The sequence below is a fragment of the Haloarcula sp. JP-Z28 genome, assembly GCF_011440255.1.
GTDB lineage: Archaea > Halobacteriota > Halobacteria > Halobacteriales > Haloarculaceae > Haloarcula > Haloarcula marismortui.
In genome coordinates this window covers 80,893-103,239 of sequence record NZ_JAAOHT010000002.1, presented here as the reverse complement: position 1 = coordinate 103,239, position 22,347 = coordinate 80,893, and the positions used below count along the sequence as shown (strand labels likewise).

Here is a 22,347-nt window from a genome sequence, read left to right as displayed (position 1 = left end):
CCGCGGGCCTTTTATCGCTCGACGCTAACTCACGCTCAGATGTCGCGTCACAACGTGTTGCTCGTCGTCGCTGACAGTCTCCGCGCCCGGAGCACCTCCGTACTGGGCTATCGCCGGGAGACGACGCCCTTTCTTGACGCCTTTGCCGAGGAGGCGACGGTGTACACGCAGGCTCGCAGCCCGAGCAACTGGACCGTCCCCAGCCACGTCAGCATGTTCACGGGCCACGAGACCCACGAACACGGCGTCGACCACACCGCTCGACTCGACGCTGGCCACACAATCTTCGAAGAACTTGCCGATGCGGGCTATGACACGGGGCTGTTCTCCGACAATCCGTTCCTGACCGACCACGAATCGGGGCTCGACGACGTGTTCCAGACGGCGGTCGGCTCGCCCGAGCAGTATGACTCGGCCTACGAGACGAACGGCTCGCTGGGCGACTGGCCCAACGGCTTCTGGTACGCCGACCGAACGCTGGAGTGGGTCGACGACCGGGAGAGCGAGTGGGCTGCCTGCATCAACCTGATGGACACCCACCGCCCGTACGAACCGCTCGCCGAGTACGACGAGTGGAGCGACGAGCGCTCCCGCGAACTCCAGGAGTCGATGGGGTTCAAGTGGCACTGGGAGTTCCTCTCGGGGAACCTCTCGCTTGGCTTTGCCAGCATTCTCGAACAGATATACGACGGCGCGGTCCGGCAGGCCGACGCTATCTTCGAGACGCTGATCCGGGGGCTGGACGAGCAGGGCGTGCTTGAGGACACGCTGGTCGTCTTCGTCGGCGACCACGGCGAGGGCTTCGGCGAACCGACAGCGATTCCCGAAGAACCACCAGCCGTCAGCCACCGTATCGGAACCCACGACAGTATGTATCACGTCCCGCTCGTCGTCCGTGCTCCCGGCCAGCGGGAGGGACACCGCGTCACCGACCTGGCGACACTCAGCCGGTTCCCCGACGCCGTCCGCGCGATGGCGCTCGGCGACGGCAACGCGGACGGCCCGGCGTTTGCCTCGCCGAACGGGACTGTCGTCGCGTCACAGGCCCCCATCGGCCCGGCAATGCGCGAGGAGGCCGAACGGGTCTGTGGCGACGCTGCCCCGTTCGCAAAACACGCTCGCCTGGTCTACCACGACCGGCCCGGCGACGAGGTCCGAAAACGGGCGGCGTGGGGCGACAGTGCCCACGAATCCGTCATCAAAGGCTGTGGCGGCACGGTCGAGGACCGCGATATCGACGCCACTGTCGTCCGGAACCACTTCGACAGCGACCGGTACGCCGACGTGGCTATCGCGACGCCGCTCGACGGCTACACCGAGTTCGAGGATGCGTCTGACACGCAGTTTGCCGGAGATCTTGACGACCGACTGGAGGCGCTTGGATACAAATGACGATGATACCCGACACCGAACTGGTACTCGTAGTCGCTGCAGACGAAAACAACGTCATCGGCCTAGATGGCGGCGTTCCCTGGCACTACCCAGAGGACGTGCGCCAGTACAAGAACCGCATCGCCGGCCACCCAATCATCCTCGGGCGGCGAACGTTCGAATCGATGAAGCCCATCCCGGACTGCTACACCGTCGTCCTGACGAGCGACGACAGCCGGAGCGCCGATTCGGAGACAGTTGAGTACGCCACAACGCCGCAGATCGCTGTCGAAGCAGCCGCTCGCGCCGGCGCGAGCGGGGCGTTCGCTGGCGACAGCGCTGGCGCAGAACGCTCACCACCAGTCACTTACGTCATCGGCGGCGAGGCGGTGTACGACCTGTTCCTCCCGTTCGCCGGCCGGGTTTTCCTCAGCCGTATCCACGAACACAACGAGGGCGACCGGTATTTACCAGATCTGGGCGCGGAGTGGACAGAACTGTCCCGGGAGCCCCACGACGGGTTCGATGTCATCGAATACGAACAGGCATCGCCGCGACCGCTCGACGACCTCTGACTGTTCGCCAGTCAACAAAGTCGCCTGAAACTGTCGGTGGCCTGAAAACCACAGCTGTTAAAGTAATTCAAATGACTACTATCCTGCAGCAACTCGTGATGCTAGACAAAATCAAAAAATCCGTCTCGGATGTACTCTCGGGTGGGAAGGGGCAGTCAGACAACGGACCAGAGGCCGGTGCAGTGACGAACAACCGTGTTCAGGCTAGCTCCGCCGGCGGTGACGGCGCGGCCGACGAACCTGAGTCGAATCTCTACGAGTGTCCGTCCTGTGACTCCGTCTTCGTCGCTATCGACAAAGAGACCTGCTCCTCCTGTCGGACTCCAGTCGAGCAAATCGAATAGCGGGGGTCGTGGCGACGGATTACGGTGACGGTGGTGCCCGAAAAAGGACTGCTGTCCGTCGCTGTTGCTGGCTGCCTGCGGGCACAACGAGTGCTTCCCACCAGTAGCATGGTCCCGGCCTCTGTGTCAGCGTTCAAGAGAGGACGACCCGATGGTTTTAACCACATGACTCCCGGATGTGCGGGTAATGGCTTTTGAGGAACTCTTGGAGGACCCCGTCATACAGAAATACCTCCACGAGCTGGTCGGACCGAAAGGGATGCCGGTCGCCGCCGCGCCGCCGGACGGCGAAGTGACCGACGAAGAACTGGCCGAGGAGCTCGGACTCGAACTGAACGACGTTCGCCGAGCGCTGTTTATTCTCTACGAGAACGACCTCGCGACCTATCGTCGGCTCCGCGACGAGGACTCCGGGTGGCTCACGTACCTCTGGACGTTCCAGTACGAGAAGATCCCCGAACAACTGCAAGAGGAGATGCACCGCCTGCTCGACGGCCTCGAAGAGCGCCGCGAGTACGAGCGGGAAAACGAGTTCTACCTCTGTGAGCACTGCGGTATCCGCTTCGAGTTCGGCGAGGCAATGGAGTTCGGCTTCGAGTGTCCCGAATGTGGCAATCAAGTCGAGACGATGGAGAACACCCGTCTCGTCACCGCGATGGAGAATCGCCTCGAGGAGCTTAGAGACGAACTGAACGCTGACGTGGACGTGGAAGCCTGATGGTCGTTCTCGGTACAAAAGTGTACGTCGCCGGCGACGCCCGGGACCGTACGCTCGACGGCCTGCGCTCGATGGTCGGCAACGAACTCGGCGACCTCGACGTGGCGTACGACATCGGCCTCCGTGACGACGACTTCCCGACGGTGACCCTCGACGGCCCGGACGAGACCGTCGCGAAGAACCTCCTCCGGGAGGAGTTCGGCGAGCTGGTCGCCGACCACGAAGACGGCGAGACGTACGTCGGGACACTCGATAGCTGGGACGAGGACGGCTTCGTCCTCGATGTCGGCTTCGGCCAGACGGTCCGGATTCCGGTCGATGAGCTCGGTCTCGGGCAGGGGACGCCGTCACAGATCCGGAAACGGTTCGGACTGGTCCAGCACCTTCCGCTCCGGTTCGTCGCCGGCGACCCTGCAAGCCTTGCAGAGGTTGAGCAGGACCGCCTGTACGAGTGGAGCCGTGGCAACAACGGTCGCATCAACGCGAACAGCGTGACACGCTCGGAAGCGCGTGCGACGGTCAACCGCGCCGGCCACGCACAGGATATCGTCACTGTCGAACGTATCGGCCTGTTAGAACAGAGCATCATCTGCAACCCGGACACCGACCCGCCGGGGCTGCTCGCCGACATCGGGCAGTATATGCCGTCGGAGCTGCTGGCAATCGTGCCCTGATTTCGAGCTATGAAACGCCGCCACCTCCTGTTGGTTGCCGTTCTCGCACTGGTCGCCCTTTCGGGCTGTACCGGCTTCTTCGGCTCCGAAGAGGTCGACCCGGAGCGGCTGAACGAGAACGCGAGCTACGACTGGAACACCTCAGCTGACGGGACCATCGTCATTGAGGAGTCCAAATACACCGCCGTCTACGCCGTCGAAAACGAGACAACGTTCGATGTGTACACCGTCGACGGCCTCGGGCGCGAGCGGAGTGTCCCTATCAGTGCGCTTCGGTTCCGGTACGAGAACGGGACTGTCGTTAGCGCTGCCAACTCCTCGCTGAGCGCTTCAGAGAGCCGCCAGCGAACGACTGTCAATCTCTCCGGGAACGTCTCCGGAAAGGTGGGCTACTCGGTCGCGCGAACCGGCAAGCGCTTCGCCTCCCCGACACTCGTCGAAGACGGCTCGTACACGGTCGTACTCCCGCCTAACACCGGAGCCGGGATTCCGTTCCTCTCGCGAATCAGCCCGGGAGGCTACGAGTCGGAGACCGTCGACGGCCAGCAGGTCATCCGCTGGGACGAGGTGACCTCCGACCAGATTGTCGTCCGGTACTATCTTGACCGCGACCTGTGGCTGTTCGGCGGCCTGTCGGCCATCGCCATCGCTATCGGCGTTGTGGGGACGCTGTACTACTACCGACAGCTACAGGCGGTGATTCGCCGACGCCAGGAAGCCGGTATCGACCTCGAAGAGGACGACGGTGACGACGACCCGCGGGACCGCGGGCCACCGCCGGGAATGCGCTGAGGTCGGACCGAAAGCGCAATTGGACGCCTTTCGCAGACGCTAACCGGGTCACTTTTTCGCATCGGGCGTGCACACACGGCTATGAGCAACGGGTGGTTCGCCGGGCTGGACCCGGACGACGACGCGGCCGCTGTCGAACAGATAGAGGCCGGGCGAGCCGACACGCCGGAGGACTGGCCACACCAGGCCGTCGAGGCAGGGTTCGCCGACGACGAGGCGGCCTACTACGACCGTCTGCACGAGGTGACGATGGCGGCCACCAGCGCGGCGGTCGCCGAACAGGAGGGCGCTGACGACCAGCAACTCGTCCACGCAGTGCGGGCGATGGCCGACTGCGAGCGGACGGCGAACGAACTCGCCGAACGGGTCGCTGAATGGGGCGGGAGCCGACACGGTGACAGCGGGAGCGGCGTCGAGTATGCCCGCTCGCTGGCCGACCGAGAAGATGAGGACGAAGGGGACCGCGCGCTCCGGTCGCTCGCCGAGCAGACGGCCGCGCTGGCCGACGAGGCGGACTCACTCCGGGCGTACATCGAGCGGACCGCGCCCGCCGTTGCGCCGAATCTCTCGATGCTGGCCGGACCCGTGCTTGCAGCCCGACTTATTTCACTGGCCGGCGGGCTCGAAGCGCTGGCGAAGAAACCGAGCGGGACAGTGCAGGTTCTCGGTGCGGAAGACGCGCTCTTTGCCCACCTCAAAGGGTCGGCCCCGTCACCGAAACACGGCGTCATCTTCACCCACGAGTACGTGCGCGGGACCCGCCGGGAGGACCGCGGGTCGGCTGCGCGGGCATTTGCGGGGAAGCTCTCGATTGCCGCCCGCATCGACCACTACAGCGGCGACCGCCGGCCAGACCTGCAGGTGGAACTTGACGAGCGCATCGAACGGATTCAGGCACGAGCCGAGGAGGGGGACGACGAATGACCCTTCCATCCGGCGTTGAGCGCCACGACTTCGGCGGTGAGACGAGTCTCGCCACACAGGGACAGCCGGTGTACGGCGAGCGGACGGACGGTGACTGGCGGCGGTGGGACCCCCACCGCTCGAAGCTCGGTGCGATGCTTGCGCACGGAATGGACACCGGCCTCGACGGCGGCGAGACAGTGCTGTACCTCGGTGCGGCAGCCGGGACGACCGTGAGCCACGTCGCTGATTTCGGCGGGCCGACCTACGCCGTCGAGTTCGCTCCCCGACCGGTGCGGGAACTGCTGGACGCCGCGGAGAGCCGGCGAAACCTCTTTCCGCTGCTCAAGGACGCACGCAAGCCTGAGAGCTACGCCCACGTCGTCGAACCGGTCGACGTGGTTGTACAGGACGTGGCAACCAGAGGGCAGGCCCGGGTGACGACACTCAACAAACAGTTCCTGACCGACGACGGTCGGCTGCTCGCGGCTATCAAAGCCCGGAGCGAGGACGTGACTGCCGACCCCGACGCCGTGTTCGACAGCGTGCGTGCGGAACTCAGCGCCGAGTACGAACTGCTGGAGACGGCGCGACTGGACCCGTATCACGAGGACCATCTCGGTATCGTCGCTCGGCCCCGCAAGGACTGACGCGGGACCTCTTGTTCACGCGATTCACGTCAGGATGGAATCCAGTTGTGCGGGCTGAGCGGGCGGGGACGGAAGGCTTTAGCGGGTCGATTCCGATGTGCTGATTAATGGACGCGACGGGTTCTGCCGAGCATTTTACCCGGATGGGGACGCTCGGCATCGAAGAAGAGTTCTACGTCGTCGACGAGTTCGGTCGCCCAACGTCTGGCACGGACGAACTCGTCTACGAGACGGAGCCACCAGCGGTTCTTGACGGGCGGCTCGACCACGAACTGTTCAAGTGCGTTATCGAGACGCAGACGCCGCGTATCGACGACCCGGCGGACGCCGGTGACCACCTCCGGTCAGTCCGGGACGCGCTGGTCGACCACGCCGAAGCGAACGGGTTCGGTATCGCCGCAGCGGGCCTGCACCCGCTGGCGAAGTGGCGCGAACTCGAACACGCCGAGAAACCGCGCTACAAGTCACAGCTGGACCGTATTCAGTATCCACAGCACCGCAACACGACCGCGGGGCTGCACGTCCACGTCGGCGTTGACGACGCCGACAAGGCCGTCTGGGTGGCAAACGAGCTTCGCTGGCATCTCCCACTGATGCTCGCGTTGTCGGCCAACTCCCCGTACTGGAACGGCTTCGACACCGGGCTGCAGTCCGCCCGCGGGAAGATATTCGAGGCCCTGCCCAACACCGGAATGCCGACAACCTTCGACGATTACGACGCCTTCGAGACCTACGAACAGCGGATGCTTGAAACGGGGAGCATCGACGACCGCGGCGAACTTTGGTTCGACGTGCGGCCCCACTCCGGCCACGGCACTGTCGAGGTACGGGCCCCGGACGGGCAGGCCGACCCAGACCGGGTACTGGCCTTCGTTGAGTACGTCCACGAACTCGTTGTCGACCTCGCTGAGCGCTACGAGGATGGTGAGTCCGGTCGACGGCTCCGCCGGGAGTTCCTCGACGAGAACAAGTGGCGCGCGATTCGCCACGGCCAGTCCGCGGAGCTGCTGTCGCGTGACCTCTCAACGACGCGCTCGGTGGAGGAACTGGTCGAAATCGAGAGCGACCGTCTGGGGGTCGATGGGCTGTGGGAGCTGTACGACCGCGAAAGCGGCGCCGAGCGACAGCGCCGGCTTCGGTCGGAAGAGGGGGTCATGGCGCTTGCAGACTCACTGCGACTGTCCTGACGAAGGGTGTCGTCTGGGGCCGGAACGGATTGGTCGTTTCTAGACAGGGACTGGAGAGTCGGGGCAAGGGTTTTTATCCAGCTGTAGCTTTTGTCCTCACAGAGACAACGCATGTCTGCAGACGACAACGACCACGACGAGCTTGAGGACACAGACGATGTCCGGGACCGAATCGAGCAGGAGGCAGACCGCGCGGTCGAGCAGTTCGACGAAGGAATTGTCGACCTGCTGGCGTGGGTCCTCGACACGGAGACGCGGGCGCGGATCTACGTCCACCTGCGACAGCAGCCCGAAAGCACCAGCGAGGAGATAGCCGAAGGGACCGGCCTGTATCCGAGCACTGTCCGCGAGGCCCTGGCCGCGCTCACCGAGGAGGAGATCGTGACCCGCCAGAAGCGTGAGAGCGACGGCGCAGGCAACAATCCCTACGAGTACAGCGCCATTTCGCCGAGCGACCTCGTCAACACTATCGTCGGTGACATCCAGTCGGAACTGAACACGGTGTTCAACCTTGACGACCACATCGGCGGCGAGACGACACTGGAACCCGACAACGAGCCAGTGACGATTTCCGTCGAAGATGCGAACGATGACGCGACCGACGCCGACGCGAGCGAGGCCACTGGTGACGACGGAGACGAGTCCGAAGACGGCAACGACGACGCCGACGTGTAATCAGACTCGGCTCTAACAGGCTGTTTCACAAGTCGATATTACTAAACCTACCCGTGCCGTTGCCCGGGATATGAATGTCGCGCTGGGGGGAACGTTCGACCCGATTCACGACGGACACCGCGCGCTGTTCGAACGCGCATTCGAACTCGGGGACGTGACAGTTGGCCTCACCAGCGACGACCTCGCGCCGAAGACACGCCACGACCAGCGCCACGTTCGCCCGTTCAGCGAACGGCAATCCGCACTCGCCGACGAACTCGCGGCGCTCGCCACCGATCTGGAGCGCGAATGGGAGGTCCGGGAGCTCACCGAGCCGACCGGTATCGCCACGGAGCCGCAGTTCGACACGCTCGTCGTCTCGCCAGAGACGGAGACCGGCGGCCGCCGCATCAACGAAATCCGCGAGGAGCGAGGCCACGACCCGCTCGAAATCGAAGTCGTTCCGCACGTCCGCGCCGCGGACGGCGACATCATCTCTTCGACCCGGATCGTTGAGGGCGAAATCGACGAACACGGTAATCTCACGCCGAACCGCACCGGCCGCCAGAACATTTCGTAGTTACCAGCCCGGCGCTTCCAGCCCGGCTGTCTCCAGCAGGTCCTTCCAGCGCTGTTGAATCGTTAACCGAGAGACGTCTGTCGCCTCCGCGACGGCCGACTGTGACCGCTCCTCACCGGCGACCAGCGCACCAACGTACACACTGGCCGCCATTGTCGCCTGTTTGGACCGGTCCTCCTCCGGAACTGTCGAGAGGAACAGGTCAACTGCGTGGGACCGCGCCGCCGTCCCGAGGTCGAGCCTGTCCGACGCCGCTTCGATGTCGGAGAGCCACTCATCGTGCTCGATTCGGTCGCTGGCGCGGTACATACCAAGTCGTTGGTCCCCATCCTATCTAAACCTTCGTCGCCCGCAAGCGAAGGGTTCTTTATTCCAACACGGATAGCGACTGATGCGCGCGGGTTGCCGAGCCAGGCCAAAGGCGTAGCGCTTAGGACGCTATCCCGTAGGGGTCCGCCGGTTCGAATCCGGTCCCGCGCACTTCTCGACTCGAATAACGCGTGAGAGTCGTGAATGCGGAATGAGGATTCGAAGCACGGAACGAGCGAACGGAGTGAGCGACGTTCAGGCGGTTCGAATCCGGTCCCGCGCATTCTTGCTGCGAGCAACACGCGAGCAGCAGAATCGTCAGCGGATTCCGAACCCTGGAAGACGAGTGAAACGAGTCTTCCTCCGGTTCGAATCCGGTCCCGCGCACTTCTCGGCTCGAATAACTCATTAGAGCCGTGAGTGCAGAACGAGGATTCGAAGCACGGAACGAACGAAGTGAGCGATGTTCAGGCGGTTCGAATCCGGTCCCGCGCATATTCTGTCCGAATAATAGTGAGGACGAATAGCGGCTGGAGCGAATTCGAGCCCTGCAAGGAACGCACAGCGAACTGCTGTGAGCGAGCATTTCTTGCTCTGGTTCGAATGCGGTCCCACACGGTCTTGTTACAAACGCGGGCGAGAGACGCCGGCCAGATTCTCACACCGCAGGAATCACAGCTGCCGCTTATAATGAGTGTTGGCGTTGTCTCAAAATGAGGGACTGACGATGTCAGTGTACGACCCACTCCGTGACTCGTCTGCTCGCCCCGCAGGATCGACTCGGTTCGACTATGCGGTTGACGACGCGGATAATCCGACCGAGCTCACCGTCTTCAGCGAACAGGACGATGAGCTCCCAACCCACTGGATTTCGGTCGACATCGAACACGCCGTCGCGCTCGATGAGATGCGGTGAGCGAGGGGTGGGCTCGCTCAGGTCGCGTCTGTCGATTTCTTGACGACAGAATGGACAGCGAACGCTCTGGAAGCGTTGTGTCCGAAGTAAGTTTGCGTGGGTGCAGTCCCAAGGGAATGCACCTGCACTCTGAGAGTGCGTGGGACCGGATTCGAACCGGCGGACCCCTACGGGACAGCGCCCTCAACGCTGCGCCGTTGGCCTGGCTTGGCTACCCACGCGCGCTCTGTCTGAGTGCATTCAATTGTTCCCGGTGGGTAAATAAAAGCGCTTTCGTTTAGAGCCGCCCCGGGAGGGTGTGACACTCGGTCGAACCGGACGTTTGAAATATCACGAAACCGCTACGGGGGGCATGGCCAAATACTCGACCGGCAGTGGTGGCGATAGCGCCGGCGGGAGCTGTGAGCTCTGCGGTAGCGACGGCGGCGACCTCCAGACCGCAAACGTCGCTGGTGCGACCCTCCAAGTGTGTGACAGCTGTGCGCGTGACCACGGGGAAAACGAGCGAACGACAGGCAATGACAGCTCGCGCGACGAACAGAACCGGAAACGCAAAGCCGCACAGAACGCGGCGAAGCTGCAGGACGCGCAACGAGCCGATACGTCGCACTGGGAGGACGGCGCTGACTACGACGATGACCAGCTCCCGTATCTGGTCAGTAAGTACGGCGAGCGCGTAACGGAGGCGCGACAGGACGAGGGACTCCAGACGAGTGAGCTGGCCGAGGAACTCGATCTTGACGACGCAGACATCCTTGCTGTCGAGCAGGGGCGCGCGACGCAAGCGAACGTCGGCGGCTCGACAATCAAGGCGCTTGAGCAGTACCTCGACATCGACCTCGTCGAGTCCAACTGACCCCTGATATTTTGACGACTCCGGTGTAACGGGCCGTATGGACCTCTCCGCTGCGCAGCGAGCCATCCGTGACACCGTTCGAGAGTTTGCCGTCGAGGACATCCGCCCTAAAGCCGCTGATGCCGACCGAGAACAATCGTTTCCCGAGGAATGCTGGGACGGGCTCGCGGATATCGACATCACCGGACTGACAACACCGGCGGAATACGGCGGCTTCGACGCCGACAAACCGACGTACGCGCTGGTCAACGAGGAACTCGCGTACGGGTCGCTCGCGGTCGCGACGGCGCTGTCGGTCCACTGTCTCGCGACCTCGTGTATCGCACAGTTCGGTTCCGAGGCAGTGCAGGACGACTGGCTCCCGGAGATGGTCGACGGCCGCCCGGTCGGCGCGTTCGCGCTCTCGGAGCCACAGGCCGGGTCGAACCCGCGGGAGATGTCGACCACTGCCCGGCGCGATGGCGATGAGTACGTCATCAACGGCGAGAAGCAGTGGATCACCAACGGCAAACGGTCTGGCGTCGTCATCGTCTTCGCGAAGGCCGACCCCGACGACCCGGATTCGATAACGCAGTTCCTGGTGCCGAAAGACACAGAGGGACTCACCGTCGGTGAGAAAGAGGACAAACTCGGGCTCCGTGCGAGCGACACGACACCGCTCCAGTTCGACGGCGTCCGCGTTCCCGAGCGGTACCAGCTGACAGAGGAAGGTAAAGGGCTGGCCGCAGCCCTGTCGATTCTGACGACCGGTCGGGTCGCCATCGCCGCGCAGGCCGTCGGACTCGCACAGTCCGCGCTCGACGAGGCCCTCGACTACGCGCAGGAGCGCGAGCAGTTCGACCAGCCGATCAGCGAGTTCCAGACGATTCAGCACAAGCTCGCGGACATGGCGACGAACGTGCAGGCGGCGCGGCTGTTGACGTGGGACGCCGCAAAGCAACTGGAACGCGGCGAGCGAGCGAGAGCGGCGGCGAGCATGGCGAAGTACTTCGCGAGCGAGACGGCGGTCGAGGTGGCTAACGAGGCGATCCAGATCCACGGCGGCTACGGCTACACGACTGACTACCCCGTCGAGCGGTTCTACCGCGACGCGAAGGTGACGACTATCTACGAGGGGACCAGCGAAATCCAGCAGAACATTATCGCGCAGGACTTGCTGGAGTGAGTGGGCCGGGGCGAAGCGGTTTTGCGGGTGTCGGCCCTACCGCTTGGTGTGACACACGACGCTGTGATTTACGACCTTGACGGGACGCTCGTCAGGCTGGCCGTCGACTGGGACACAGTGACCAGCGACGTGGCGACGGTCCTGCGCGAACGAAACGTCGAGCCCGAGAGCCGTGACCTCTGGGAGATGCTGACGCTGTCTTCGGAGACTGGCCACCGTGACGCCGTCGAAGCGGCGATCACCGACCACGAGCGGACCGGTGCGCATGAGTCAGACCGACTGGCCCTCGCCGAGGGGCTCCCACACAGCGTCCCCGTCGGCGTGTGCTCGCTCAACGCAGAGGAGGCGTGTCGGGCGGCGCTGGATGTGCATGACCTCGACAGCTACGTCGGTCCGGTTGTCGGCCGTGACACCGTCGAGTCACCGAAACCAGACCCGGAGGGACTACTAGCGATTACCGATGAAATCGGCGTTGATCCCGAAGCGACGGTGTTCGTCGGCGATTCGGAGAGCGATGCGACGGCTGCACAGCGGGCCGGGATGACGTTCGAGTGGGCAAGCGAGTTCGATCAGGCCCGGTACCGCGCGTAAAGATAGACGCAGACGGCCGTCAGGAACCAGATGAGTGCGCCGACGCGGACCGCGAACAGCGCTCGCGCGGTCCAAGTCTGGAGCGTGACCGCGGTCGACGCGAGCACGACGAGCGGCGAGCCGACCAGAATCGTCGTCACGAACGTGACCTGCATCACCCACCCGAAGTCCACGCCGTCGGGGTCCGTTTTCTCGACTGTTGGCACGTCTGATGGTACAGCCAGGTGCGGCAAGCGCCTTGCGGTTTCCCGGGCGAAGTGCGCAACCCGAACAGGTAAGGCCCAGGCGCGCCCCCGCTCGGATATGCCAACTGTCCGGGACCTGCAGGCGATGGCTGGTGAGGAGCCGATCACGATGCTGACAGCGTACGACGCCGTTACCGCGAGCATCGTTGACGACACCGGCGTGGACGTCATTCTTGTCGGCGACAGCATGGGGAACGCCGTGCTCGGCCACGACGACACGCTCCCGGTCACGCTCGATGAGATGGCCTCCCGGGTCGGCGCGGTCGCACGCGGCGCGGACGACGCGCTGGTCGTCGCCGATATGCCGTTTCTCTCCTTCGGCGCGGACGAAAGCGAGAGCATCCAGAACTGTGGGCGAATGCTGAAAAAAGAGGGCGCAAACGCGATCAAGCTCGAATCTGGACCACATACAGTCGAACTGACCGAGCGGCTGACCGAGCTCGGAATCCCAACAATGGCCCACCTCGGGCTCACGCCACAGAGCGTGAACCAGACCGGCTACACGAGACAGGCGACGGGCCGTGAGGAGGCCGAGGAAATCCTCGACCTCGCGCGAGAGCACGAGGCCGCCGGCGCGTTCGCGCTGGTGCTCGAACACATCCCAGCCAACCTCGCGGCCAAGGTCACCGAGGCCGTTGATATCCCGACAATCGGTATTGGGGCCGGCGGTGACTGCGACGGTCAGGTGCTCGTTTTCACCGACGTGGTCGGCCTCTCGGAGTCCAGCCCGCCGTTCGCCGAGCAGTTCGGCGACGTTCGCGGTGAGGTGGCCGACGCTGTAGACGAGTACATCGACGCCGTTGAGTCCGGCGAGTTCCCGCGCGAGTCACACAGCCACACCGAAGACGAACTCGACGACCTGTACTGAGCGGTCACATCGGTATGTCGACCTACCCGGCTGCAGTCGTCTGATTTTCCATCCAGGCGTCGTACCCGGACTGGTTCTTGACGACGACGGTGGCGTCCATCTTACTGTGTCCGGCCCCACACATCTCGGCGCAGTACAGTCGGTACTCGCCGGGTTCGGTGGCGTGGGTCCGGGCTGTCATCGTCCGGCCGGGGAAGATGTCCTGTTTGACGCCCAGTTGCGGAATGTAGATGGCGTGAATCACATCTGTTGTCCGCAGCCTGAACGTGACGTTCTTGTCGGCCGGAAGAACGAGCCGTTCCTCTGTCGTAACGTTGGCCTCGCCGTAGGAGAACTCCCACCCCCACTGGTAGGCGAGGACGTCTATCTCCGTATCGTTCGCGAACGCGTCGTCCCCGTCGGCGGATGCCTCGGCTGCTGCGGGCGTGATGTAGGGATTGGCCATCACCACGAACGCCGAAACACCGACGAAGACGAGTATCGCGCCCGTCGCGGCCGTCCAGGTCACCTCTAGCGCCGGGTCGTCAACAGTCGGCTTCGGGTCGTCGTTGTTTCGGAACCGGTAGATCACGTACACAAGCGTGAGTTCCACGAATAGCGTCAGTGGCAGGGCGACGTACAGGAGTTGTTCGTTGAGGTCGTCGATAGCAGCCCTGTTGACCGACTGCGCTGTGACCGGAGCAGCAAGTAGCGAGAGCCCGACCACGACAAGGCCCGCCTGAAGCACGCGCCTTCGGAGACGCATTGTCACACTGTACCAATCGCCATGTCAAATAACTTGCCCAACGTTGCGTTAACTGAGAGGCGATCGCCGCAAGATCCGGGTCTCCGTGTGGTTTTATGAGCGTGGGCGTGTCAGAAATTGGTAACGTATAGCATGGCGACACGAGCAACCGTTCCGGCACGGCACGTCACACACAGATGCTAAACAGGGCTATCGTTGAGGGAACCGCTCTCGCTGTGCTGGCCCTGGCAGTGCTTTTCCTGTGGGTCCGGGAGCAACGGAAGGCGCGACCGGAGAGCGATGGCGGCTACACGACGCGGGAGGAGGTCGAATTCGAAATCGGTCGAATCCAGTCTGAACTGTCCCGCTGGCTGACGACGACGGATCACCGGGACATCGGCTTGCTGTATATCTTTTTCGGCACCGCCGCCGGCCTATGGGGCGGTGTCGACGCGATGATGCTCCGGACGGAACTGCTGACGCCGCCGGCGGACATCTGGACGCCGGAGACGTACAACGCGCTGTTTACCACGCACGGGCTGACGATGCTGATATTCTTTGTCCTGCCCGTGTTTTTCGGCATCGGGAACTACGTCTTGCCGTTGCTCATCGGGGCCGACGACATGGCGTTCCCCCGCGTCAACGCTATTGGCTTCTGGCTCCTGCCGCCGGCGCTGATTCTGGTCCGAATGGGACTGATGATGCAGGTGCTCGGACAGGTGCTGAATCTGGTGCTCCCGGCGGACGCTATCCGGTTTTTTCTCACGATGCGCGAGGTGAGCGTCGGCTGGACGCTGTATGCGCCACTGTCTGTGCAACAGCCCAATCCACAGATAGACCTGCTGTTGCTCGGGTTACACCTGAGCGGCATCGCCACGACAGTCGGGGCCATCAACTTCATCACCACAATCGTCTACGAGCGCGGTGAGGGTGTCAGTTGGGCGAACCTCGACATCTTCTCGTGGAATATGCTCGTCACGAGCGGGATTGCACTGTTCGCCTTTCCACTGCTGGGGAGCGCGCTCGTGATGCTCCTGCTAGACCGGAACCTCGGAACGGCCTTTTTCGCCACGGAGGGTGGCGGTGCCATCCTCTGGCAACACCTGTTCTGGTTCTGGGGCCACCCGGAGGTGTACATCCTCTTCCTTCCGGCGACGGGGCTGATGAGTCTTATTTTACCGAAGTTCGTCGGGCGAAAGCTCTTTGGCTACCAGTTCATCGTCTACTCGACACTGGGGCTTGGCGTGCTCTCCTTTGGCGTCTGGGCGCATCATATGTTCACGACGAGTGCGGACCCGCGGGTCAAACTGTCGTTCATGGCGGTTTCCATCGCCATCGCCGTTCCGAGCGCGATCAAGGTGTTCAACTGGATCACGACGATGTGGGAGGGGAATATCCGCCTGACTGCGCCGTTTATGCTCTGTGCCGGCGGCATCGGGACGTTCATAATCGGTGGCGTCACCGGCGTGTTCCTCGCCGTCATCCCGGTTGATATCCTCTATCACGGGACGTACTACGTCGTCGGCCACTTCCATCTCATCGTCGTCGGTATCATCCCGTTCCTGATGATCGCCGCGAGCTACTACTGGTATCCGCTCATCACTGGCCGGTGGTACGACACGCGGATGGCACGGTTTCAGGCGCTGTTGATCGTCTTTGGCTCGTTCGTGACGTTCATGACGTTGCTGGTCATCGGCGGGCTGGGGCTCCCGCGACGGCAGGCGATCTACCCGCCGGAGTATCAGCTTGCCCAACAGATTGCGACCGTGGGCGGCTACATCATCGGCCTGAGCGCCTTGTTATGGCTGTATAACATGCTTGTCTCGTACTGGCGGGGGACGCCCGTGACGACGACAGACCCGTGGGGCCTGAAGGCGACGAGCCAGTTCACCCGCGAGTGGCAGTGGTTCGAACAGCACATGATGGACAAATACGACATGGAGCCGACGGAGCCCGAGACGACACGGCGCTCCTACGCCCCCGAAGCCGAACCGACCGGGCTGGCCGGCGGCGTCGGCACCGTCGCCCAGACGGTCTCTCGGAACGCCTGGATGGCCGCAGTCGGCGGGTTCGTCGGCACGGTCCTGATGAGCGGCGGACTCATCACGGCGATACTCATTGGCGTCCTCGACCCGGTTTCGTTCGGTGAAATCGCTGAACTGGTCGGGCTGCCCGCAAATCCGGCAATCGGCGCGGCCCTGTTCCTCGTTGGCGGGACCGTCACCTGGCCGCTCCTGTTCCTTGCCTTTTCGGACTATCTCCCCGGTCGCCTCCTGTTCGAGACCGGGCTGGTGTTTGCGACACTGATATCTAGCGGGTTCGCCATCGCGTTTTACACCGGCCAGAGCGGGCTTACGTTCATCGGGTACCTCACGTTCGTGCTTGTCTCTCACTGGGCGTACGGCATTGGGCTAACCGTGACCTTCCAGTACCTCAAATCGGACGAGACGCTCCGCAGCCGCGGCGGAGGAGGAAGCTAACGGATGAGCGATGGTGCTGACTCGTTCGTCTTCCAGTATCTCGCGCCCTTCGTTGGCGTCCTGCTCGTCGCGGTCGGTATCGCCGGAGCCGTGCCCGGCGGCTACGCGCTCATTGAGCCGGACCTGGAGAACTGCGGAAACCCGACTATCGGCGTCGAAGGGCCGGAGCGGACGGCCGAGCGGTTCAGCGGAGCCGAACCGGGACCGCGGCTCCCACAGGTAGCCTTCGAGGACCTCTCCTCGGCCGAACAGACGGCGTTTCTGACGGCTGTGGACGACCCAGTTGGTGAGCAGCAGGTCGTCGGTAGCGTGCCCAACGCCGACGCCTTCCGGCGCGGGGCCATCGTTACCTACGAGGGTGAACAGTACTACGTGACCCTCGTCGCGGAGAACACCTGCTTCGCGGCCGCACCACTACAGTTCCCGCTTGGAGTGTTCGCCATTGCACTCGGATTCCTCGGCGTTCTGGCCCCGCCACTGTACCGGCGGCTGGTGCGACTGGAACAGCGGGCCGGCCGGTCAGAGTAGCGGTCTCGCGCTCAGAGCATGGTCAGAGCGCAGCGCCGACGTACAGCACGACGACGAGGAACAGCCACACGAGGTCGACGAAGTGCCAGTACAGCGACGTGGTCCGGATAGCCGTGTCCCGTTCGGGCGCGTAATGGCCACGGAGCGCGCGCCCGAAGGCGATAGCGAGCAGCAGGACGCCGAGCGCGACGTGCAGACCGTGGAGGCCCGTGAGGCCGTAGAACGCGCTCCCGAACGCCCCCGAACCGATGCCGAATCCCTCCACGGCAACGAACTCGTAGTACTCGTACACTTGCCCACCGAGGAAGACGACCCCGAGCGCGAGTGTCACCCCGAGCAGACCGAGGAACCGTCGCCGGTCCCCGCCTTCAAGCGCCTCGTGCCCGTAGTGGAGCGTCACGCTGCTGGCGAGCAGCAGCGCCGTGTTGATGACCACCAGCGAGCCAAGCAGCGGCGGGAGGTGAGCCGGCGGCCAGGCTCCGGCCCGGATGACGGCGTAGTAGATGAAACCGGCGGCGAACGTCGCTACGTCGGAGACGAGGAACAGAATCATCGTCGTGGTGTACAGTTCTGCCGCCTTCCCCTCACCCCGCTGCAGGTACTCCGCGATGAACGCCTCGTTAGCCCACCCGGCAAGTCCAGTCAGCAGGCCAATCGCACCAGCACCACCGAGGACAATCGGGACCACAGACGGGACCAGATCGAGCCCGACAAAGACCAGCCCGATACTCAGGTACAGCGACGCAGCGCCGACTGCAGCTAGCAGCGGCCACCGGCTTCGGTGTTCGTGGCCGTCTTCGGCGACGTGTTCGGTTCCCGCCTCCGTCGAACCAGCCATGTGAACGCGTAGCAGTGGGTTCGGTAAAACGGTACCCCCGCGATTAGCGCGTCGGCTGCGAGACCCACCCGAATCTTTATCAAACCGTCAACCGACACCGAGAATGTGGTTTACGAGACGGGCAACCAAACGGTAGATGATGCCGTCGCACGCGTGCTGGACGGCGAGCGCCTCAACCGACGGGACGGACTGGCTCTCATCGCACAGCCGGTCGACGACCTCGCGGCCGGGGCCGACTACGTGCGCACGCAACTGGGTGATGACACCGTCGACGCGTGTTCGATCGTAAACGCCAAAGCCGGGAACTGTGCGGAAGACTGTGGCTTCTGTGCCCAGTCGGTCCATTTCGACACCGGCATCGACAACTACGGCTTTCTCGGCCCGGAGAAGATACTCGAAGCCGCAAAGCGCGCCGAACGCGACGGCGCACAGCGGTTCGGTATCGTCGTCGCCGAGAAAGGCGTCTCGAAAGAGAATCGACCTGAGGAGTGGGCGGAGGTCCTCGAAGCCATCCGTCTCGTCCGCGACGAGACGGACGTGGAGGTCGACGCCAGTCTCGGCATCCTCACGGAGGAGGAGGCCGCGATTCTGGCCGACGAGGGACTCAACCACTACAATCACAACATCGAGACCTCACCCCGGTACTTCCCGAAGGTCGTCCAGACCCATACCTTCGAGAAGCGGGTCGAGACGCTCCGGGTCGCCAAGGACGCCGGCATGGACCTCTGTGCCGGCGTCATCCTCGGGATGGGCGAATCACCGACCGACAGGGTCGACGCGGCAATGGCCCTGCAGGACATCGGCATCTCCTCGCTTCCGGTGAACATCCTAAATCCGGTCGCTGGCACCCCCATGGCCGAACAGGGGCTGCCCGACATCACGACCGAGGAAGTCGTCAAGACCATCGCGGTGTACCGCCTGCTCCATCCAGAGTCCCGCGTGCGCCTGACCGGCGGGCGCGAGGTCAATCTCGACACGGACGGACAGGTGGCCGCGCTGGAGGCCGGTGCGGACGGCATCCTCACTGGCGATTACCTCACAACAGAGGGACAGACGGCAGCCGACGACCTCGAAATCATGGAGGAGGCCGGACTCGAGCCGAACACCGAGGCCAACGAGTTCGACCCCGAGGCGGTCAAAGAACGCGCGGCTGACGAGACAGAAACCGAGACGGCGGCAGGGACAGCACAGACCAAATCAGAGCTCAAATCCGACGACTGACAATGGACGACATACGCTTTGCAGTGCTTGGAACCGGTGGAATCGGACGGCGGACGCTCGAAGTCTCACAGCACAAGGACGGCCTCACCGCCGTCGCGGCCTGTGACCGCAACGGCGTGGCTCTCGACCACGATGGCCTCGACGTAGACGAACTGCTGGAGGCGACGGAAGGCAACATCGCGAGCGGGCCGCAAAGCGGCCCGGAACAGTCGAGCGGTGATGAACCGCGAGACAGCGGGCCGGAGGACGACCCGGATATGGCCGCCGACGGCGGCACAGCCACGGCGGAAACAGCCGACGGCGTCAAACAGCACGGCGAGCAGGCCGGCATCGTCGCCAGTTCGCAGGGCGAGCCGACGGAAACGCCCATCGACGACATTATCGCCGAGAGCGACGCCATCAACGCCGTTCTGCTGGCGCTGCCGAACCTGGAACACGACTTCATCCCGCGTGTGGCCGAGCGCTTCGCCGAGGCTGACTACGAGGGCGTCATGATTGACGTGCTCAAACGCTCCCGCGTCATCGGCATGCTCGATGACCGCGAAGACCTGCTGAAAGAGTCCGGAATCACGTTCGTCTGTGGGGCTGGCGCGACCCCCGGCTTCCTGACGGGGGCGGCGGCGCTGGCCGCCCAGTCATTCGTTGAGGTCGAGGAAGTCGAAATCTGGTGGGGCGTCGGCCTCAAGTCCGGTTACGAAGACAACCGCGGGACGGTCCGGGAAGACATCGCGCACCTCGACGGCTACGACATCGAGACGGCCCGCGAGATGAGCGAAGCCGAAATCGAGGCGCTCATCGACGAGCACGACGGCGTGCTGGAGTTCCACGACATGGAACACGCCGACGACGTGTTGCTGGAGCGTGCGGGCATCTGCGATGCCGAGGACGTCCACGTCGGCGGCGTCCTCGACGTGCGCTCGGACGAGAAACCGACCACGACGACGGTCAGCGTGACGGGCACGACATTCGACGGCGAGACGGGAACGAACACCTTCGAACTCGATGACGCGACGAGTATGGAGGCCAACGTCAACGGGCCAGCACTGGGCTATCTGAAAGCCGGTGTCCGGAACAACCGCGCCGGGCACTACGGCGTGTTCGGCCCCGCCGACCTGATGCCTGGTTTCTGAGACTGCCTGACTCTACGCTTCATGACTCACGGCTTCGATTTGAACGAGCGACTCGAACAGCGCGACGCACAGAACCTCCGGCGCCATCTGGAAGTCGCCGAATCCGTGTCGGCGCGGACCCGCTTTGCCGATGACCCTAAAGGAGACCCACCGGAGTTCGGCGACGAGGAAGTCGTTTTCGCCGCGAACAACTACCTCGGACTCGCCGATGACAGCCGAGTCCAGCGAGCGGCCGAACTGGGCGCACGAACCGTTGGGAGCGGCGCGGGGGCCTCGCGGCTCGTCACCGGTGACACGCAAGTCCACCGGGCGCTGGAGCGCGACCTCGCGGCCTCGAAAGGGACCGAGCGGGCTCTGGTGTTCTCGTCGGGCTACGCGGCCAACATCGGGACTATCGACGCGCTGGCCCCGGATGTCGTCTTTTCGGACGAGCTGAACCACGCCTCAATTATCGACGGCTGTCGCGTCGGGGCCAGCGAGACAGTCGTCTACGACCACTGTGACCCGGACGACTTGCGAGCGAAACTGGCCACGCGAGCAGCCGATGTCGATGAGGACGAACAGTGGCTCGTGGTCACCGACTCCGTGTTCTCGATGGACGGAGACATCGCGCCGCTATCGGCCATCTGTGACGCCGTCGACGAGTACGGCGCGTGGCTGATGGTCGACGAGGCGCACGCGACGGGGCTGTTCGGTGACAGCGGCGGTGGCGTCGTGCAACGTGAGGGGCTGAGTCACCGTGTCGACATCCAACTGGGGACGCTCTCGAAAGCGCTGGCGAGCCAGGGCGGCTACATCGCCGGTGACGAGGTGCTCATCGAGTATCTGCTGAACGCCGCGCGGTCGTTCGTCTTCTCGACCGGGCTATCCCCACCGAACGCCGCCGCAGCCTGCGAGGCATTGCGAATCGCTCGCAAGACCGACCGCGCGGCGGAACTCTGGGATACCGTGGCAACGCTTCGGGACGGGCTGGAGACAATGGGCTACGAGGTGCTTGGCGAGACACATATCCTCCCGGTCATCGTCGGTGACCGTGGTGACGCCCTCGAACTGGCCGACCGCCTGCGCGACCACGGTATCGTCGCGCCTGCGATTCGACCGCCAACAGTGCCAGAAGGAACGTCCCGCATCCGGGTTGCACCGATGGCGACACACACCGCCGACGACATCGCGCAGTGTCTCGACGCCTTCCGGACTGCCGGCACAGAGGTGGGCGTGCTGTGAGCGAGACGAGCAATGATTCGAGACCCGTGCGTGGGACCGGCCGCATCGCCGAGGACGGTGTCTTCGTTGTCGGGACCGACACCGGCGTCGGCAAGACGGTCGTGACCGCCGGGCTGACGGGCTGGCTGCGGGAGACAGGAACCGAGGCTGTCGCCGTTAAGCCCTGCCAGACCGGATATCCGCCGGACGACGACGCGGCGTTTGTCGAGTCCGTCTGTGGCACGGCGGACGCCGCAGTCTGTCTGCAGCGGTTATCGCCACCGCTGGCTCCAGAAGTGGCCGCACGGGAAGCAGACGACGATGTCACGCTTTCCTACGAGTCGATCCGCGACGGGGTCGCCGATGTCGTGGCGGGAAGCGAGACAGCTATTGTCGAGGGTATCGGCGGCCTGCGCGTCCCGCTCGCGGACGACCGAGAGGTCATCGATCTCGTTGCGGATATCGGGCTTCCTGCGCTGGTCGTCGCCCGTTCGGGCCTCGGAACGCTCAATCACACGGCGCTGACGGTTCAGGCGCTCCGGCAACGAGGCGTGCCAGTCGTCGGTGTCGTTCTCAACGAGTACGAAGGCGAAACGACCGCTGAGCGCACGAATCCGGACGGTATCGAACGGATGACCGACTGCACTGTCTGGCCGGTGCCACCCCTTGACATCGAGTCACCTGAGAGCGTAATTGACGGACTCAGAGCGCATCTCCAACAATCGGTTCTGCGGCCAGCTATCGAGCAGTAGCTGTCGGTGTGTCAGCACAAAGGGGATAGAACGGGGGCAAACCCCCGTCGTGTGACACTACGGAGCCAGTAAG

26 protein-coding genes and 2 tRNA genes are annotated in these 22,347 nt (G+C 63.9%); 23 read left to right on the top strand and 5 right to left on the bottom strand.

The window, feature by feature from the left end; genetic code table 11:
- The first annotated feature begins 39 nt into the window (after positions 1 to 39).
- The 11 genes from G9463_RS01990 (at position 40) to G9463_RS01940 (ending at position 8,448) form a co-directional block, all read left to right on the top strand.
- A complete protein-coding gene (locus G9463_RS01990; protein ID WP_007190388.1) occupies positions 40 to 1,392 on the top strand; it encodes a sulfatase in 1,353 nt (450 codons plus the stop codon).
- On the top strand, positions 1,389 to 1,946 hold the full coding sequence (locus tag G9463_RS01985; RefSeq protein ID WP_165895828.1) for a dihydrofolate reductase: 558 nt from the start codon (positions 1,389 to 1,391) through the stop codon (positions 1,944 to 1,946). The genes G9463_RS01990 and G9463_RS01985 overlap by 4 nt, the downstream gene beginning before the upstream one ends.
- A gap of 71 nt (positions 1,947 to 2,017) precedes the next feature.
- Positions 2,018 to 2,290 (top strand): hypothetical protein, encoded by a 273-nt coding sequence (locus G9463_RS01980; protein ID WP_165895827.1) that lies wholly within the window; start codon positions 2,018 to 2,020, stop codon positions 2,288 to 2,290.
- Between the two features lie 187 nt (positions 2,291 to 2,477).
- Positions 2,478 to 3,008 (top strand): transcription factor E, encoded by a 531-nt coding sequence (tfe, locus tag G9463_RS01975; protein WP_004961418.1) that lies wholly within the window; start codon positions 2,478 to 2,480, stop codon positions 3,006 to 3,008.
- Positions 3,008 to 3,682 (top strand): DUF2110 family protein, encoded by a 675-nt coding sequence (locus G9463_RS01970; protein WP_165895826.1) that lies wholly within the window; start codon positions 3,008 to 3,010, stop codon positions 3,680 to 3,682. The genes tfe and G9463_RS01970 overlap by 1 nt, the downstream gene beginning before the upstream one ends.
- Before the next feature lie 9 nt (positions 3,683 to 3,691).
- Positions 3,692 to 4,474: a DUF5803 family protein gene (locus G9463_RS01965; RefSeq protein ID WP_007190386.1), complete on the top strand. Its 783-nt coding sequence runs from the start codon at positions 3,692 to 3,694 to the stop codon at positions 4,472 to 4,474.
- A gap of 81 nt (positions 4,475 to 4,555) precedes the next feature.
- Positions 4,556 to 5,398: an NOP5/NOP56 family protein gene (locus G9463_RS01960; protein WP_165895825.1), complete on the top strand. Its 843-nt coding sequence runs from the start codon at positions 4,556 to 4,558 to the stop codon at positions 5,396 to 5,398.
- Positions 5,395 to 6,027 (top strand): fibrillarin-like rRNA/tRNA 2'-O-methyltransferase, encoded by a 633-nt coding sequence (locus tag G9463_RS01955; protein WP_165895824.1) that lies wholly within the window; start codon positions 5,395 to 5,397, stop codon positions 6,025 to 6,027. Before G9463_RS01960 ends, G9463_RS01955 begins: the two co-directional genes overlap by 4 nt.
- Positions 6,028 to 6,134: 107 nt before the next feature.
- Positions 6,135 to 7,214, top strand: coding sequence for a glutamate--cysteine ligase (locus tag G9463_RS01950; RefSeq protein WP_007190384.1), 1,080 nt, complete (start codon positions 6,135 to 6,137; stop codon positions 7,212 to 7,214).
- 111 nt (positions 7,215 to 7,325) lie between these two features.
- The gene (locus G9463_RS01945; RefSeq protein ID WP_004961397.1) at positions 7,326 to 7,889 is read left to right on the top strand and encodes a winged helix-turn-helix domain-containing protein; all 564 of its coding nucleotides are present in this window, start codon (positions 7,326 to 7,328) and stop codon (positions 7,887 to 7,889) included.
- 70 nt (positions 7,890 to 7,959) lie between these two features.
- Positions 7,960 to 8,448 carry a phosphopantetheine adenylyltransferase gene (locus tag G9463_RS01940; protein ID WP_004961395.1) on the top strand — a complete coding sequence of 163 codons (489 nt, stop codon included), beginning with the start codon at positions 7,960 to 7,962 and terminating at the stop codon, positions 8,446 to 8,448.
- Here the strand turns inward: G9463_RS01940 and G9463_RS01935 are convergent, their stop codons facing one another.
- Positions 8,449 to 8,757 carry a cyclin gene (locus tag G9463_RS01935; protein WP_004961393.1) on the bottom strand — a complete coding sequence of 103 codons (309 nt, stop codon included), beginning with the start codon at positions 8,755 to 8,757 and terminating at the stop codon, positions 8,449 to 8,451.
- 86 nt (positions 8,758 to 8,843) lie between these two features.
- Between G9463_RS01935 and G9463_RS01930 the strand changes: the two genes are divergently transcribed.
- Both G9463_RS01930 and G9463_RS01925 read left to right on the top strand, forming a co-directional pair.
- A tRNA-Leu gene (locus G9463_RS01930) sits at positions 8,844 to 8,928 on the top strand.
- 556 nt (positions 8,929 to 9,484) lie between these two features.
- Positions 9,485 to 9,673 carry a hypothetical protein gene (locus G9463_RS01925; protein WP_007190383.1) on the top strand — a complete coding sequence of 63 codons (189 nt, stop codon included), beginning with the start codon at positions 9,485 to 9,487 and terminating at the stop codon, positions 9,671 to 9,673.
- Positions 9,674 to 9,809: 136 nt separating this feature from the next.
- Here G9463_RS01925 and G9463_RS01920 read toward each other — a convergent pair.
- A tRNA-Leu gene (locus G9463_RS01920) sits at positions 9,810 to 9,894 on the bottom strand.
- 131 nt (positions 9,895 to 10,025) lie between these two features.
- On the opposite strand from G9463_RS01920, the gene G9463_RS01915 reads away from it, so the two are divergent.
- From G9463_RS01915 to G9463_RS01905, 3 genes are read left to right on the top strand one after another with little or no spacing between them, the layout of a single operon-like run.
- Positions 10,026 to 10,529 carry a multiprotein-bridging factor 1 family protein gene (locus G9463_RS01915; protein ID WP_004961375.1) on the top strand — a complete coding sequence of 168 codons (504 nt, stop codon included), beginning with the start codon at positions 10,026 to 10,028 and terminating at the stop codon, positions 10,527 to 10,529.
- Between the two features lie 37 nt (positions 10,530 to 10,566).
- The gene (locus tag G9463_RS01910) at positions 10,567 to 11,694 is read left to right on the top strand and encodes an acyl-CoA dehydrogenase family protein (RefSeq protein WP_165895823.1); all 1,128 of its coding nucleotides are present in this window, start codon (positions 10,567 to 10,569) and stop codon (positions 11,692 to 11,694) included.
- A gap of 48 nt (positions 11,695 to 11,742) precedes the next feature.
- Positions 11,743 to 12,285 (top strand): HAD family hydrolase, encoded by a 543-nt coding sequence (locus G9463_RS01905; RefSeq protein ID WP_004961371.1) that lies wholly within the window; start codon positions 11,743 to 11,745, stop codon positions 12,283 to 12,285.
- Here G9463_RS01905 and G9463_RS01900 read toward each other — a convergent pair.
- On the bottom strand, positions 12,264 to 12,491 hold the full coding sequence (locus G9463_RS01900; protein WP_004961369.1) for a DUF5822 domain-containing protein: 228 nt from the start codon (positions 12,489 to 12,491) through the stop codon (positions 12,264 to 12,266). The two genes, G9463_RS01905 and G9463_RS01900, sit on opposite strands and share 22 nt — an antisense overlap.
- A 97-nt stretch (positions 12,492 to 12,588) precedes the next feature.
- On the opposite strand from G9463_RS01900, the gene panB reads away from it, so the two are divergent.
- Positions 12,589 to 13,398: a 3-methyl-2-oxobutanoate hydroxymethyltransferase gene (panB, locus tag G9463_RS01895; protein WP_165895822.1), complete on the top strand. Its 810-nt coding sequence runs from the start codon at positions 12,589 to 12,591 to the stop codon at positions 13,396 to 13,398.
- A gap of 22 nt (positions 13,399 to 13,420) precedes the next feature.
- On the opposite strand, the gene coxB is transcribed toward panB, so the two are convergent.
- Positions 13,421 to 14,143 (bottom strand): cytochrome c oxidase subunit II, encoded by a 723-nt coding sequence (gene coxB, locus G9463_RS01890; RefSeq protein ID WP_165895821.1) that lies wholly within the window; start codon positions 14,141 to 14,143, stop codon positions 13,421 to 13,423.
- A gap of 176 nt (positions 14,144 to 14,319) precedes the next feature.
- Between coxB and G9463_RS01885 the strand changes: the two genes are divergently transcribed.
- On the top strand, positions 14,320 to 16,602 hold the full coding sequence (locus G9463_RS01885; RefSeq protein ID WP_165895820.1) for a DUF6789 family protein: 2,283 nt from the start codon (positions 14,320 to 14,322) through the stop codon (positions 16,600 to 16,602).
- Positions 16,603 to 16,605: 3 nt separating this feature from the next.
- A complete protein-coding gene (locus tag G9463_RS01880) occupies positions 16,606 to 17,130 on the top strand; it encodes a hypothetical protein (RefSeq protein ID WP_004961361.1) in 525 nt (174 codons plus the stop codon).
- Positions 17,131 to 17,152: 22 nt separating this feature from the next.
- On the opposite strand, the gene G9463_RS01875 is transcribed toward G9463_RS01880, so the two are convergent.
- Positions 17,153 to 17,968, bottom strand: coding sequence for a heme-copper oxidase subunit III (locus G9463_RS01875; RefSeq protein WP_165895819.1), 816 nt, complete (start codon positions 17,966 to 17,968; stop codon positions 17,153 to 17,155).
- Positions 17,969 to 18,073: 105 nt separating this feature from the next.
- On the opposite strand from G9463_RS01875, the gene bioB reads away from it, so the two are divergent.
- The 4 genes from bioB to bioD are packed head-to-tail and all read left to right on the top strand — an operon-like array spanning position 18,074 to position 22,274.
- A complete protein-coding gene (bioB, locus tag G9463_RS01870; RefSeq protein WP_165895818.1) occupies positions 18,074 to 19,189 on the top strand; it encodes a biotin synthase BioB in 1,116 nt (371 codons plus the stop codon).
- A gap of 2 nt (positions 19,190 to 19,191) precedes the next feature.
- Positions 19,192 to 20,319: a hypothetical protein gene (locus tag G9463_RS01865; RefSeq protein ID WP_011223295.1), complete on the top strand. Its 1,128-nt coding sequence runs from the start codon at positions 19,192 to 19,194 to the stop codon at positions 20,317 to 20,319.
- Between the two features lie 21 nt (positions 20,320 to 20,340).
- Positions 20,341 to 21,543: an 8-amino-7-oxononanoate synthase gene (locus tag G9463_RS01860; protein ID WP_165895817.1), complete on the top strand. Its 1,203-nt coding sequence runs from the start codon at positions 20,341 to 20,343 to the stop codon at positions 21,541 to 21,543.
- Positions 21,540 to 22,274: a dethiobiotin synthase gene (gene bioD / locus G9463_RS01855; RefSeq protein ID WP_165895816.1), complete on the top strand. Its 735-nt coding sequence runs from the start codon at positions 21,540 to 21,542 to the stop codon at positions 22,272 to 22,274. Before G9463_RS01860 ends, bioD begins: the two co-directional genes overlap by 4 nt.
- Positions 22,275 to 22,347: the final 73 nt, after the last annotated feature.